This window comes from Streptomyces sp. NBC_01304, assembly GCF_035975855.1.
In the GTDB taxonomy this organism is placed as follows: Bacteria; Actinomycetota; Actinomycetes; order Streptomycetales; family Streptomycetaceae; genus Streptomyces.
On record NZ_CP109055.1, the window covers coordinates 2,711,732 to 2,725,914 of the forward strand.

A 14,183-nucleotide genomic window follows, 5' to 3' on the forward strand; every position below is an offset into this window, starting at 1 on the left:
CGGGCGGGGGTCGTGACCACGCACTGTACGCGGCCGCCGCGGCCAAGGTCATCGTATCGATCGGGTCCGATCAAAACGATCCGAGGGCTCTTGACGCTGATACGGCGGGCTCTCTAGGTTCGCGGTCATGCCGATCCCCTCTTCTGTGGACTCTTCCGTGGAATCTTCCGTGGCCGCCCGCTGGTGGCGGTCCGCCGCGATCTACCAGATCTATCCGCGCAGCTTCGCCGACGGCAACGGGGACGGGATCGGCGACATCGCCGGCATCCGCGCCCGGCTGCCGCACCTGCGCGAACTGGGGGTGGACGCCGTGTGGATCAGTCCCTGGTACCCCTCGCCCATGGCCGACGGCGGCTACGACGTCTCCGACTACCGGGACATCGATCCGCTCTTCGGTACATTGCCGGAGGCCGAGGCGCTGATCGACGAGGCGCACGACCTGGGGATCCGGGTCGTCGTCGACATCGTGCCCAATCACTGCTCGGACCGGCACCCGTGGTTCAAGGCGGCGCTCGCCGCCGAGCCCGGCTCTCCCGAGCGGGAGCGGTTCTGGTTCCGGCCGGGGCGGGGCGAAAGCGGTGAACTGCCGCCGAACAACTGGCAGTCGGCGTTCGGCGGGGTCGGCTGGCGGCGGGTGACCGAGGCAGGGGGGCACCCCCGGACGGAGTCTGGGAGAGGCAGGCCCGGTGAGTGGTATCTGCACCGGTTCGCGCCCGAGCAGCCCGACTTCAACTGGGACAACCCCGAGGTCCGCGCCGAGTTCGAGTCGGTGCTGCGCTTCTGGCTCGACCGGGGTGTCGACGGCTTCCGGATCGACGTGGCCGACAACCTCGTGAAGGACCCGGCCCTCCCCGACCACGACGGGAGCGGCCCGTCCCCGTGGGCCGACCAGGACGGAGTGCACCAGGTCTACCGCGAGTGGCACAAAGTCCTCGACTCCTACGACCACGACCCGATCTTCGTCGGCGAGGTGTGGACCCCCGACCCGGTCCGCTTCGCCCGCTATCTGCGCCCGGACGAGCTGCACACCGCCTTCAACTTCCCCTTCCTGCAGAGCCCTTGGGACGCCGGGGCGCTGCGCAAGGTGATCGACTCCACGCTCGCCGAGCACGCCCCGGTCGACGCCACCGCGACCTGGGTCCTGTCCAACCACGACACGACCCGGCACCTCACCCGTTACGGGCGCACCGACACGTCGTACGCGCTCGACGGACGCCGGGTGCACGGCGCGCCCGTCGATCTGGAGCTCGGCACCCGCCGGGCCCGGGCGGCCGCCCTGTTGACGATGGCGCTGCCCGGCTGCGTGTACGTCTATCAAGGCGATGAGCTGGGGCTCTGGGAGGTCGAGGACATTCCGGACGGGCTGCGCCAGGACCCGGCGTTCTTCCAGACGGGCGGCGAGGACCTGGGGCGGGACGGCTGCCGGGTGCCGCTGCCGTGGGGCGACGAGGCGCCGGACGCTCCGGCGTGGCTGCCGCGGCCGGCCGCGTGGGAGGCGTTGAGCGTACGGTCCCAGAGCGGTGACCCCCGCTCGATGCTGGAGCTGTATCGCCGCGCGCTGCGGATCCGCCGGGCCGAACCTGCCCTCCTCGGTGGGGAGTTCCGCTGGCTGGAGGAGGGCGGGCCGAAGGTACTGGCCTTCGAGCGGGGGCACGCCGCGCATGATCCGGGCGGGTCCGGCCCGGACCGGCGCGGCGGGTCCGTGCGCTGCCTGGTGAACCTCTCGGACACCCCGGTCGAGCTGCCCGCCGACCGCGAAGTGCTCCTGGCGAGCGGCCCCCTGGCGGGTGGCGTTCTTCCGCCCGACACCTCCGTGTGGCTGCACTGACGCGTACCGGTCGAGGCGGGCGGGGTATTGCTCGGTGGGGCGGCACGCCGTTGTGATGGCGGGCCGCCCGCGCACACCCCTTCGTCCTTGGGAGTTCCGTATGCCGCTGGGCCGCCGCACCTTCCTCTCCGCGCTCGCCGGTACCACCGCCCTCGCCGCCACCGCCTGCTCGCGTACCGCCGGTGCCGCCGGGCCGTCCGGGGTTGCCGCGCTCGGCGGGGCGCAGGCGGCGGCGCGCAGACTGCTGCCGGGCCACTGGCAGCAGTTGACGTTCCGGGCCACGCCCGAGAAGGCGGGCCAGGACGTCTTCCGGGTCAGCGGGGAGAGCGGCCGGATCACGGTCGAGGGGAGCACGCCCGGTGTCCAACTCACCGGATTGCGTCGGTACTTGAAGCACGAGGCGCACGCGAACATCACCTGGGCCGGTGAGCAGCTGAACCTCCCGAAGCTGCTGCCCGCCCCGCGCAGGGCGATCACCGGGCGGGCCAACGCCCGGCACCGGTTCGTGCTCAACGACACGAACGACGGCTACACGGGCGCGTACCACGACTGGTCGTACTGGGAGCGCGAGCTCGACGTCCTGGCGCTGCACGGCTACAACGAGGTCCTGGTGTACGTGGGCGCGGACGCCCTGTACCACCGGGTCTTCCAGGAGTTCGGGTACGGCGACGACGAGCTGCGGCAGTGGATTCCGGGGCCCGCGCACCAGCCTTGGTGGCTGTTGCAGAACATGGCGGGCTTCCCCGCCCCGGTGTCCGGGCAGCTCCTGGACGCGCGGGCCGCGCTCGGCCGGCGGATCGCGGACCGGGCGCGGGAGCTGGGCATGACGCCCGTGCTGCCGGGCTACTTCGGGACGGTGCCGCGGGGCTTCGCCGAGAAGAATCCGGGCGCGAAGACCGTGCCGCAGGGCGACTGGATGGGGTTTCGCCGTCCCGACTGGCTCGACCCGCGCGGCTCGCACTTCGCGCGGGTGGCGGAGGCGTTCTACCGGCGCCAGGACCAGATGTTCGGGTCGTCCGGCCTCTACAAGATGGATCTGCTGCACGAGGGCGGGAAGCCCGGTGACGTGCCGGTCCCCGATGCCGCGCGCGGCGTGGAGAAGGCATTGCAGGCGGCGCGTCCCGGGGCGACCTGGGTGATCCTCGGCTGGCAGCACAATCCGCCGAAGGCCATCACCGACGCCGTGGACAAGTCCCGGATGCTCGTCGTCGACGGCCTCTCCGACCGCTTCACGAAGATCACCGACCGGGAGTCCGACTGGGGCTCCACGCCCTACACGTTCGGCTCGATCTGGAACTTCGGCGGGCACACGGCGCTCGGCGCCAACACCCCGGACTGGGCCGCGCTGTACGAGAAGTGGCGCACGAGGCCCGGCAGCACGATGGCGGGCATCTCGCTGATGCCGGAGGCCGCGGACAACAACCCGGCCGCCTTCGAGCTGTTCTCCGAACTCGCCTGGACCGAGGGCGAGTTGGACCTGGAGGAGTGGTTCGAGACGTGGGCGGTCGCGCGGTACGGCGCCCCGGACGCGCACGCCGGCGCCGCCTGGGACATCCTGCGCCGCACCGCCTACGGCACCACCCGGGCCGACGAGTGGAGCGAGGCCGCCGACGGCCTGTTCGGGGCCCGGCCCGGCCTGTCCGCCGACTCCGCGGCCGCCTGGTCGCCGGAACAACTGCGGTACTCCGCAGCCGAGTTCGAGCCCGCCCTGACCGAGCTCCTGGCGGTCGCCCCGGCGCTGCGGGGCAGCTCCGCGTACCGGCGCGACCTCCTCGACGTGGCCCGCCAGGCCCTGTCCAACCGCAGCCGCGTACTGCTTCCGCAGATCAAGGAGGCGTACGACGCCGGGGACGGGGCCCGCTTCAAGGAGCTGACCGGGACCTGGCTGACCTTGATGGATCTGCTCGACCGGCTCGTGGCCACCGACTCCCGGCATCTGCTCGGCCGTTGGGTCGCGGACGCCCGGGCGTGGGGCGCGGATGCGGCGGAGCGCGACCGACTCGCGTACGACCAGCTGAGCCTCCTCACGGTGTGGGGCACCCGGGAGGGCGCCGACGCGGGCCTGCGCGACTACGCGAACCGGGAGTGGGCGGGCCTGGTGGGCGGCCTGTACCGGCTGCGCTGGAGCGCGTACTTCGCGGAGCTCGCGGCCGCATTGAAGGAGGGCAGGGAGCCCAAGGCCGTCGACTGGTTCGCCCTTGAGGACAAGTGGACTCGGGCGCCGGGGCGGCTGCTCACCGAGCCCGAAGGGGACACGTACCGGCTGGCCGTCGAGGTGGCCCGAACCCTGAAGTAGCCCGAGAGCGAGGTGGGTTGACGGGTATACGTCATGCCGCAACTCTGATAGGAAAGCTTCCTAACAGAATGGCGACAGGGCGCCCTCCCGCCCCCTTCCCCCCTCTTGGAGGTCACGTGCACCCCCCACGTTCACGCACGGCCCGTTCCCGCACGGCACGCTCTCGTACGGCACGTCGCATCACCTCGGTGGCCGGAGCCCTGCTCGGGCTCGCGCTCTTCGTACCCGCCGCCCTGCAGTCGACGGCGAGCGCGGCACCGACGGGTCTGGACGATCCGGCGAAGAAGGAGATGGCCATGCAGCTCGTCTCCAGCGCCGAGAACTCCTCGCTCGACTGGAAGGCCCAGTACGGCTACATCGAGGACATCGGTGACGGCCGGGGCTACACCGCCGGGATCATAGGTTTCTGCTCGGGCACCCACGACATGCTGGAACTGGTCGAGCTGTACACCGAGCGCAAGCCCGGCAACGTACTCGCGAAGTATCTGCCCGCCCTGCGCGAGGTCGACGGCAGCGACTCCCACGAAGGGCTCGACCCGAACTACCCGAAGGACTGGAAGAAGGCCGCCACGGACTCGGCGTTCAAGCAGGCCCAGAACGACGAGCGGGACCGCGTCTACTTCAACCCGGCGGTCAAGCAGGGCAAGGCGGACGGGGTCGGGACGCTCGGGCAGTTCGCGTACTACGACGCCATCGTCATGCACGGCGACGGCGGCGACGAGACCGGCTTCCGCAGCATCCGCGAGCGCGCGCTGCGCGAGGCCAAGCCCCCGGCACAGGGTGGTGACGAGGTGGCGTACCTGAACGCCTTCCTCGACGCGCGGGTGTGGGCCATGAAGCAGGAGGAGGCCCACTCCGACACCAGCCGGGTCGACACCGCTCAGCGGGTCTTCCTCGACAAGGGCAATCTGAATCTGGATCCGCCGCTGGACTGGAAGGTCTACGGGGACAGTTACCACATCGGCTGACCCGCACGGCTTGCACTGCTTGCAGGGCAGAAGGACGCGTACGGCACCCGTGAGCCGGGGCCGTACGCGTCCTTCGGTGTCACCCCAGCAATTGCTCGATCCGGCGGCAGGCGGCGGCGACCGGCACGATGACCGGCACGGCGAAGCGTTCCTGGAGCGCCGCGCCCGCCCGGGTCAGCGGGCCGCCGCCGATGACCACCGCGTGGGCGCCGTCCCGTACGACACTCGACTCGACCGCCGCCGCGAGGCGTTCGCGCAGGATGTCCGGCCGGCTCGACAGGGTCTCCGGATCGCCCTCGGTACAGCGGACGCCCGTGCACCGGTCCGCCAGCCCGAGGACTTCGATCCGGGCGGCGATGGGCCGGGCGAGCGCGGGCGTCGTGGTCACCACACCGAACCGGGTGTGCGCGGCCTCGACGAGCGCGGCCTCCCCGATCCCCACGACCGGCACGGGGACGACCGTCCGCAGCTCCTCGACACCCGGGTCGCCGAACGCCCCGACCACGAAAGCCGCGACGCCTTGGGGGCCGGCCCGCAGCGCGGCGGCGAGCACCTGCGCCGCCGAGGCCCGCAGCTCCTCGGGCGTCACGATCATCCGGGGGCCGGCGGCCGCGGTGACGGCGCGGACCTCGAAGGCGCCGCGGGAGCCGAATGCCGTCCGGGCGGCGGCGGCCAGCATGGCGGTGGTGTCGGGCGAGGTGTTGGGGTTGATCAGTACGACGGTCCGCTTGCCGTGCACGCTCTTCCTCGCCTCGGATCTGCCGACGCACGGGCGCCAACTGACGCGGCGCGTACGGCACTTGGAGGGAAGTGCAGTACGCGCCGCGTCAGTTGGTGCCTGGTGAAGCCGGGTGGAACGGGTGGAGCAGGTGACTCAGTGTGCCGCCACCGGGTGCGGGTGGCTGGCCTCCGAGATGTCCTCGCCGCCCTCCATCGGGTGGGTCACGTCGTGTGCGTCCTGGCCCTTGCCGATGTGGTTGAAGACCAGGTTGAGGACGACGGCCGCGACACAGCCGGTGGAGATGCCCGAGTCCAGGATGATCATCGCGGTGTCGGGGAACGCGTGGTAGAACTCCGGCGCCGCGATCGGGATCAGGCCGACGGCGATGGAGACCGCGACGATCAGGACGTTGTTGTCCTTCTCCAGGCCCGCCTTGGCGAGCGTCTGGATACCGCTGGCCGCGACCGAGCCGAAGAGCACGACACCGGCGCCGCCGAGGACCGGCGAGGGCACCGCGGCGACCAGCGAGGCGGCGATGGGACACAGGCCCATGAGGACCAGGAAGCCACCGCCGACCGCGACCACGAACCGCGAGCGGATCTTGGTCATCGCGACCAGACCGATGTTCTGCGCGAAGGCGCTGGCCATGAAGCCGTTGAACAGCGGGGACAGCGCCGAGCCGAGGGTGTCGGCGCGCAGACCGGCCGCGATGACCTTCTCGTCCGCGGGCCTGTCGACGATCTCACCGAGGGCCAGCATGTCCGCGGTGGACTCCGTCATGGAGACGACCATCACGACGATCATCGACACGATGGCCGCTGCGGCGAACTGCGGGGCGCCGAAGTGGAACGGTGTCGGGAAGCCGACGACGCTCGCCTCGGTGACGGCGGTGAAGTCGGTGACTCCGAACGGGATCGCGATGACGGTGCCGACCACCAGGCCGAGCAGGACGGCGATCTGCTTGACGAAGCCGCGGGTGAAGCGGCGGATCAGCAGGACGATCACGAGCGTGATGCCCGCGAGCGCCAGGTACTTCATCGCGCCGTAGTCCTTGGCCGCCGGATTGGGGCCTTGTGCCCAGCCGAAGGCCACCGGCATCAGCGAGACGCCGATCAGGGTGATCACGGTGCCGGTGACGACCGGCGGGAAGAAGCGGACCAGCTTGGAGAAGAACGGGGCGGCGATGAAGCCGAGCAGGCCCGCGACGATGATCGCGCCGAAGATGATCGGCAGCGCGTCGTCCTTGTTCTTGGTCTGGTCGATGATCGCCAGCATCGGCGCGACACCCGCGAAGGTGACGCCGTTGACGAACGGGAGCCGGGCACCGATCTTCCAAATGCCCAGCGTCTGAAGGAAGGTGGCGAGGCCGGCCGTGAAGAGGCTGGCCCCGGTGAGGAAGGTGAGCTCCTTGCCGGACAGCCCCACGGCTGCTCCGACGATGAGCGGCGGGGCGACGACGCCCGCGTACATGGCGGCTACGTGTTGTAGACCGCTGGTCATCATTTTGAGCGGCGGAAGCTTCTCGTCGACCGGGTGCTTGTCGGGCGTCTGGTCGCGGACGTTCCCGTCCTCTGGCACGGCGACTGCTTCTTGAACCCTGGGGGTTGATGCCACGGCGGTTCCTCCGGCCGGTTTGCGCGTCGCCAGCGACGCGAGTGTCATGGAGGTCGTACATATGGATGCAAGTGAATACGTACAAATGTGACATGTTCACGTCACGGTAAAGATCGGACGGCCACCGAAACCGGTGGATGCGGACACTCTTGGCCCGCATCCACCGGACTCGGCTGCCATGGACCCCGCTCGGGTCCACGGCTCCGGTCGAGGGCCGTCCCCCTCAACCGGACTTCTCTGTGGAGCTGTTGCTCACGCGTGAGCGAGAGCAATCGCTCAGCCGCCGGCGGCGATGCGGGCGAGGCGCTGGGCCTCGCTGCGGGTGTCGCGGGCGATGGCGTCCTCGTCCACGGTGAGCAGTCGGTTGTTCTCGACGATCTGCTTGCCGTTGACGAAGGAGGCGGAGACCGGTGCGGCCGCACCGAAGATCAGGCCGATGACCGGGTCGGCGATGGACGAGTGCGCGAGCGTGTCCATCTTCCAGAGCACGAAGTCGGCGAGCTTGCCGGCCTCGATGGAGCCGATCTGGGAGGCCCGGCCGAGCACTTGGGCGCCACCGAACGTGCCGAGGCGCAGGGCCTGGCGGGCGTTCAGGGCGGCCTCGCGGTGCTCGGTGCTGAGGCGGTTGATGAGGAGCGCGTTGCGCAGCTCGGTGTGCAGCTCGCCCGACTCGTTGGACGCGGTGCCGTCGACCCCGAGGCCGACCGGGACGCCGGCCTTGAGCATGTCCGGGACGCGGGCGATACCGGCCGCGAGCCGGGCGTTGGAGGACGGGCAGTGCGCGACGCCGGTCTTCGTACGGGCGAAGGCGGCGATGTCGGAGTCGTTCATGTGGACGCAGTGCGCCATCCACACGTCCTCGCCGAGCCAGCCGGTCGACTCGAAGTAGTCGGTGGGGCCCATGCCGAAGAGCTCGTGGCAGAACTTCTCCTCCTCCACGGTCTCACTGCCGTGGGTGTGGAGACGTACGCCCTTGGAGCGCGCCAACTCGGCGCCCCGCTTGAGCAGTTCGGTGGAGACGGAGAAGGGGGAGCACGGGGCGACGGCGACCTGGGTCATCGCGCCGAAGGAGGCGTCGTGGTGCTTGTCCACGGTCTCGGCGGTCGCGGTCAGCGCGCCTTCGAGGGTCTCGACGGCGAAGTCCGGCGGCAGTCCGCCGTCCTTCTCGGAGCGGTCCATGGAACCACGGGCCAGGGTGAAGCGGACACCCATCTCGGAGGCGGCACCGATGATCGCGCCGGAGAGGTCGCCGGAGCCCTGCGGGAAGACGTAGTGGTGGTCCATCGCGGTGGTCACACCACCGCGGGCCATCATCGCGAGGGAGCCCTGCGCGGCGGTGCGGGCCATCGGCTCGTCGATGCGCGCCCACGTCGGGTAGAGGGCGACGAGCCAGTTGAAGAGGTTGTGATCGGTGGCCAGGCCACGCGTGATCCACTGGTAGAAGTGGTGGTGCGTGTTGACCAGACCCGGCGTCACCAGGTGACCGGTGCCGTCGATGCGCCGCACCACGTTCTCGAGGTTCGCGGGGGCCTTTCCGGCACCCACCGACTCGATCTTGTTGTCCGCCACGACCAGGTAACCCGAGGCGTACTCGGTGTCGTGGGCGTCAACGGTCGCGATGGCGCAGTTCTCGATGACGATGCGCGAAGCCGCCATTAGCGGTTCCTCGTTCTTCCTCTTCGGATGTACGGATCCGGGGGTCGAGCGGGGTGACGACCGAATCCGTAATGCCCTTGCGGCCGCATCATCGCGACCGGGGGCGTTGTGTTGCGCAGATGTCCCCGCTCCCCTCCTGGCCCCCGGGACCACTGTCGGGTGATCCCGGGGGAGACGCCGGCGCATGCGCGTCAGAGGTAGAGCATCCGAGCCCTCAAAGAGGCTTGAAGGATCAGAGGTTGGTCATGTCGACCGGGATCTTCGGCTCGACACCGTCACGCAGGACGGTCGCCTCGATCAGGCCGTACGGGCGGTCCGCGGCGAAGTACACCTCGTTGTCGTTCTTGAGGCCGAAGGGCTCCAGGTCGACGAGGAAGTGGTGCTTGTTCGGGAGCGAGAAGCGGACCTCGTCGATCTCCGAACGGTGGTTGATGATGCGCGAACCCATCTGGTACAGGGTCTGCTGCAGCGACAGGGAGTAGGTCTCCGCGAAGGCCTCGAGCATGTTCTTCTTGACCTGCTCGTAGGACTTGTCCCAGTTGGGCATCCGCTGCTCGTCGTCGCTCCAGTTGAAGCGCCAGCGGGCGGACACCTGCGTCGCCAGGATGCGGTCGTACGCCTCCTGCAGCGTCGTGTACTTGTCCTTCACGTAGCCCCAGAACTCCGAGTTGGTGGAGTTCATGACGACCAGGTCCTTGAGGCCGGAGATGACCTGCCAGTTCTGACCGTCGTACGTGATCTCGGAAACGCGGGTCTCCTGCCCCTTGCGGATGAAGGAGTGGTTGACCTCGTCGGCACCGATGAACTTGGAGTTGGCGTCCGAGGAGGCGATGCGCTCCCAGGAGTACTCCTCGATGCGGATGCGCGCCCGGTGGATCGGCTCCTGGCTGTCCACGAAGTGGCGCGCCAGGTGGATGCCGAACTGTTCGGCCGACTCGATGCCGTACTCCTTGGCGAACGCGTACACCGTGTTCTTGGTGGTGTCGGTCGGAAGGCAGTTGGCGTTGGACCCCGTGAGGTGCACGTCGCTCATGTCGCCGGACAGGGCGACCGAGACGTTCAGGTCCTTGATGTGGTGCGTGTCGCCGTCCCGCGTGATCTTGACGACGCGGTTCTCTGCTTTGCCGTACTGGTTCTGGCCGAGAATCGTGGGCATGGTCTGCTAGCTCCCTCGGTAAACGGAGTAGCCGAACGGGTTGAGCAGCAGCGGCACGTGGTAGTGCTCACCCGGCTTGACGGCGAACGTGATCGCCACCTCCGGGAAAAACGCACCGCTGTCCCGATTCGCGGGGGCATCCTGCTGTACTTCGGCTTGCTTGTTGGCGAAGTACGTTTCGACCTCGAAGTCGAGACGTACGTGGGTGGTGCCTTCCGGCAGGTCCGGAAGGTCCTTGCAACGCCCGTCCGCATCGGTCTTGGAACCGCCGAGGGTCACCCAGTCCGCGTCGAATCCGGCGCGGGCCGCGAGCGAGATGGCGACGCCTTCGGCGGGGCGTCCGATGCTGGTGTCCAGGATGTGGGTGGACACCGAAGCGGTGGTGTCGGTACTCATGCTGCGCTTCCTTCTTCTACGAGACGGGTGAGGCGGATCCGGTTGATCTTGGTGAGCTCGGCGCGGACGATCTCCGCCTCCGCCTCTGCCTCGTTCTCGATCCGGACCTTGATCTGACCGAGCATGAACTCGGCGGTCGCGCCGGTCGCGCAGATGAGGAAGACATGCCCGAACTTCTCCTGGTAGGCCAGGTTCAGCTCGAGCAGTTCGTTCTTGAGCTCCTCGGAGGCGCCGGCCATGCCCCGCTGTTCGCGGGCCGAGGTCGGGTCGCCGGGCTTCGGGCGGCCGATCGGCGGGTGCCCCGCCATCGCCTCCTCCAGGTCCGCGGTGTTGAGCTCGGCCATGGCGGCGTCGCTCGCGGCGAAGAGGGAATCGACGGTGGTGAAGGGGCGCTGGGCGAGCAGCTTGCTCCCCCATGCCGAGCTGGCGCACACCTCGTGGAGCTCCGCGGTGGCCGCGGTCTCCTCAAGAGTGTTGAACCGGGTGAGACCCGGCGTCGTACCTGAAGTCACGGTGTAAGCCTCCGTGGCCTGAACTTGGCCTTGTGCTGGACGGGCTGGGGATTACTTAAGACCCTCGACAACATCGCGTCAACACTTTGTTGAAATCATTTGAACAAAGAAGCCGTCACCCGACGTATCGGGCGACGGCTTCTCTACAGCGGGTGACCGGGGCTTGTGCGTTAGCAGGTACAAACCGGTCCGAGCTTGTGCGTTCTGCGGGTGCGCACTACTCACTTTTCGTGCTGTTGTCCCGGTTGAGGTAGTTGTAGACCGTAAAGCGGGAGACGCCTATGGCGCCCGCCACGGTCTCCACGCCATGGCGGACGGCGAAGGCGCCGCGCGCTTCGAGGAGCCGTACGACCTCCTGCTTGGACTTGCGGTCCAGCTCGGAGAGCGGCTGGCCGGCCTTGCGCTCCAGGGCCGCGAGGATGTGGTCGAGCGAGTCGGCCAGCTGGGGCAGCCGGACGGCGAGTACGTCCTCGCCCTCCCAGGCGAGGACCACGTCGTCGCCGCTCGCCTCGGCCGGGGCGAGTATCTGGCCGCCCATGGCGTCCACGAGCGGCTTGACCGCTGCGACGAAGGGGTGGTCGCGGGGTTCCGTCACTTGTCCTCGCCCTCCCCGATGACGTTCACCTGGAGCGAGACGCGGGTGGCGCCCTCGCTCAGGGATCTGCGAAGCAGTGCGTCGACCGCGGTCAGGACGGCGTCGGCACCGCCTTCCGCGGTGTTGCCGAAGGGCCCGACATCGACCGCGTCGAGCTCGGCCGCCTCAATGACCTCGCGGGCCGCCACCGCATGGGCGGGGGCCTCGTCGAGATCGAAGGGCTCCGTCGTGAATTCCACTCTCAATCGCACGCGGCCAAGCTACCGGGACGTACGTCCTTTTCGGGAGGGGCCACTTGACAGCTCGCCCAGGTCGAAGGCAATCTTCCATCAAGTAGAAAGTAACTTCCGCGATACGGAAGGAGCGGCTGCCCCTCATGGGATTCTCGGACCAGCGCTTCACTGTCAACTCGTCGATCCTCTTCTCGGAGCTGCCCCTCCTGGAGCGCCCCGCAGCCGTTGCCGCCGCGGGTTTCAGCGCCCTCGAGCTGTGGTGGCCCTGGGTCGACACCGCCACCCCTGAGCAGTCGGAGCTCGACGCCCTGAAGAAGGCCATCGAGGACGCCGGCGTCCAGCTCACCGGGCTGAACTTCTACGCCGGCCAGCTGCCCGGACCGGACCGCGGTGCGCTGTCCGTCCCGGGTGAGGAGTCGGACAAGTTCCGCGCCAACCTCAAGGTGGCGGCGGACTTCGCCAAGGCCCTCGGCTGCACGGCGCTCAACGCCCTGTACGGCAACCGCGTCGACGGCGTGGACCCGGCCGAGCAGGACAAGCTCGCCCTGGAGAACCTGGTGCTCGCCGCCAAGGAGGCCGACCGCATCGGCGCGATCCTCCTCATCGAGGCCCTGAACGCGCCCGAGTCGCCGAAGTGCCCGATCGTGAGCGCCCCCAAGGCGATCGAGATCGTGGACGCGGTGAACGAGGCCACCGGCCTCGGCAACGCCAAGTTCCTCATGGACCTGTACCACCTGGCCATGAACGACGAGGACCTGACCGCGGTCATCGACGCGTACGCCGACAAGACCGGCCACGTGCAGATCGCCGACAAGCCGGGCCGTGGCGCCCCGGGCACCGGCGACCTGCCGCTGGAGGCCCTGCTCGACCAGCTGAAGAAGGCCGGTTACGAGGGCTACGTGGGTCTTGAGTACAAGGCCGGCGACAAGCCCACCGCCGAGTCCTTCGGCTGGCTGCCGGCCGAGGCCCGCGCCGCCCGCTGACGCCCGCTCGCGCCCTGGGCCCGTCCGGCGGCAGGCCCGGAGCGCACAGCGAGCCGTTGCCGCGAACTGTGCGGTGAGCGGCAACTCACAGACGTAGAACAGCTTTTCCCAGAGAGGCACCCTCAATGAGCAACCTTCCCAAGATCGCGTGGATCGGCCTCGGCATCATGGGCTCCCCCATGTCCGAGAACCTGATCAAGGCCGGCTACGACGTCACCGGCTTCACCCTTGAGCAGGACAAGCTGGACCGCCTCGCGGCCGCCGGCGGCAAGGCCGTCAAGTCGATCGCCGAGGCCGTCAAGGACGCCGACGTCATCGTCACGATGGTGCCCGCGTCCCCGCAGGTCGAGGCCATCAACTACGGCCCCGAGGGCATCCTCGAGAACGCCAAGTCCGGTGCGCTGATCGTCGACATGTCCTCGATCACCCCGCAGACCTCGGTCGACCTGGCCAAGAACGCCAAGGAGAAGGGCATCCGCGTCATCGACGCGCCCGTCTCCGGCGGCGAGGCCGGCGCCATCGAGGCCGTCCTGTCCATCATGGTCGGCGGCGAGCAGGCCGACTTCGACGAGGCCAAGCCGGTCCTCGAGGCCCTCGGCAAGACGATCGTCCTGTGTGGCCCGCACGGCTCCGGCCAGACGGTGAAGGCCGCCAACCAGCTCATCGTCGCGGTCAACATCCAGGCCTGCGCCGAGGCTGTCGTCTTCCTCGAGAAGTCGGGCGTGGACCTTGCCGCCGCCCTGGACGTCCTCAACGGTGGTCTGGCCGGCTCGACCGTCCTGACCCGCAAGAAGGACAACTTCCTCAACCGCGACTTCAAGCCGGGCTTCCGCATCGACCTGCACCACAAGGACATGGGCATCGTCACCGACGCCGCCCGCAATGTCGGTGCCGCGCTGCCGGTCGGTGGCGTCGTCGCCCAGCTCGTCGCCTCGCTGCGCGCCCAGGGCGACGGTGGCCTCGACCACTCCGCGCTGCTCCGCTCGGTCGAGCGTCTCTCGGGCCAGCAGGTCTGAGCCTGACCTTTCGAGGTCACTCCTAGGTTTCCGGGCGGCGTCGGCGCTGACACCTGTCCTGTCGCGCCCAAGCGTCGACGTCGCCCGGATGCACCTTTTGCTCCATTTTTGCAGCACTTTTGTGGCTTACCTGGGGCTTGTACGAACACCCAGAAGTTCGCCCGCCGCATTTCTTCAACAAACTGTTGACGTTCGGTTCACGCCGAACC

The 14,183-nt window shown here is 69.0% G+C and carries 13 protein-coding genes; 5 read left to right on the top strand and 8 right to left on the bottom strand.

Annotated elements, in window-relative coordinates; all coding sequences use genetic code 11:
- Positions 1-127: 127 nt before the first annotated feature.
- The 3 genes from OG430_RS11840 (at position 128) to OG430_RS11850 (ending at position 5,092) form a co-directional block, all read left to right on the top strand.
- Positions 128-1,828 carry a glycoside hydrolase family 13 protein gene (locus OG430_RS11840; RefSeq protein WP_442816477.1) on the top strand — a complete coding sequence of 567 codons (1,701 nt, stop codon included), beginning with the start codon at positions 128-130 and terminating at the stop codon, positions 1,826-1,828.
- Between the two features lie 100 nt (positions 1,829-1,928).
- Positions 1,929-4,124 (top strand): alpha-N-acetylglucosaminidase, encoded by a 2,196-nt coding sequence (locus OG430_RS11845; RefSeq protein WP_327352422.1) that lies wholly within the window; start codon positions 1,929-1,931, stop codon positions 4,122-4,124.
- A 200-nt stretch (positions 4,125-4,324) separates the two neighbouring features.
- The gene (locus tag OG430_RS11850; RefSeq protein WP_442816706.1) at positions 4,325-5,092 is read left to right on the top strand and encodes a chitosanase; all 768 of its coding nucleotides are present in this window, start codon (positions 4,325-4,327) and stop codon (positions 5,090-5,092) included.
- A 79-nt stretch (positions 5,093-5,171) separates the two neighbouring features.
- Here OG430_RS11850 and OG430_RS11855 read toward each other — a convergent pair whose 3' ends face one another.
- The 8 genes from OG430_RS11855 to OG430_RS11890 form a co-directional block, all read right to left on the bottom strand.
- The gene (locus OG430_RS11855) at positions 5,172-5,831 is read right to left on the bottom strand and encodes an aspartate/glutamate racemase family protein (RefSeq protein ID WP_327352424.1); all 660 of its coding nucleotides are present in this window, start codon (positions 5,829-5,831) and stop codon (positions 5,172-5,174) included.
- Positions 5,832-5,966: 135 nt separating this feature from the next.
- On the bottom strand, positions 5,967-7,475 hold the full coding sequence (locus OG430_RS11860) for a nucleobase:cation symporter-2 family protein (RefSeq protein ID WP_442816478.1): 1,509 nt from the start codon (positions 7,473-7,475) through the stop codon (positions 5,967-5,969).
- Positions 7,476-7,703: 228 nt separating this feature from the next.
- Positions 7,704-9,083, bottom strand: coding sequence for an 8-oxoguanine deaminase (locus OG430_RS11865; RefSeq protein ID WP_327352425.1), 1,380 nt, complete (start codon positions 9,081-9,083; stop codon positions 7,704-7,706).
- 232 nt (positions 9,084-9,315) lie between these two features.
- Complete coding sequence (pucL, locus tag OG430_RS11870) at positions 9,316-10,239, bottom strand: factor-independent urate hydroxylase (RefSeq protein WP_327352426.1); 924 nt, start codon at positions 10,237-10,239, stop codon at positions 9,316-9,318.
- Between the two features lie 6 nt (positions 10,240-10,245).
- The gene (gene uraH / locus OG430_RS11875) at positions 10,246-10,635 is read right to left on the bottom strand and encodes a hydroxyisourate hydrolase (protein ID WP_327352427.1); all 390 of its coding nucleotides are present in this window, start codon (positions 10,633-10,635) and stop codon (positions 10,246-10,248) included.
- Positions 10,632-11,147: a 2-oxo-4-hydroxy-4-carboxy-5-ureidoimidazoline decarboxylase gene (gene uraD, locus OG430_RS11880; RefSeq protein ID WP_327352428.1), complete on the bottom strand. Its 516-nt coding sequence runs from the start codon at positions 11,145-11,147 to the stop codon at positions 10,632-10,634. The genes uraH and uraD overlap by 4 nt, the downstream gene beginning before the upstream one ends.
- Before the next feature lie 217 nt (positions 11,148-11,364).
- The gene (locus OG430_RS11885; RefSeq protein WP_327352429.1) at positions 11,365-11,742 is read right to left on the bottom strand and encodes a helix-turn-helix domain-containing protein; all 378 of its coding nucleotides are present in this window, start codon (positions 11,740-11,742) and stop codon (positions 11,365-11,367) included.
- Positions 11,739-11,993, bottom strand: coding sequence for a hypothetical protein (locus OG430_RS11890; protein WP_327352430.1), 255 nt, complete (start codon positions 11,991-11,993; stop codon positions 11,739-11,741). Before OG430_RS11890 ends, OG430_RS11885 begins: the two co-directional genes overlap by 4 nt.
- A 125-nt stretch (positions 11,994-12,118) precedes the next feature.
- Here OG430_RS11890 and OG430_RS11895 point away from each other — a divergent pair, with 125 nt between their 5' ends.
- Together OG430_RS11895 and OG430_RS11900 are read left to right on the top strand one after the other, a co-directional pair.
- Positions 12,119-12,958: a TIM barrel protein gene (locus tag OG430_RS11895; protein ID WP_327352431.1), complete on the top strand. Its 840-nt coding sequence runs from the start codon at positions 12,119-12,121 to the stop codon at positions 12,956-12,958.
- A 125-nt stretch (positions 12,959-13,083) separates the two neighbouring features.
- Entirely contained in the window at positions 13,084-13,974 is an 891-nt protein-coding gene (locus OG430_RS11900; protein ID WP_327352432.1) for a 2-hydroxy-3-oxopropionate reductase, read from the top strand.
- Positions 13,975-14,183: the final 209 nt, after the last annotated feature.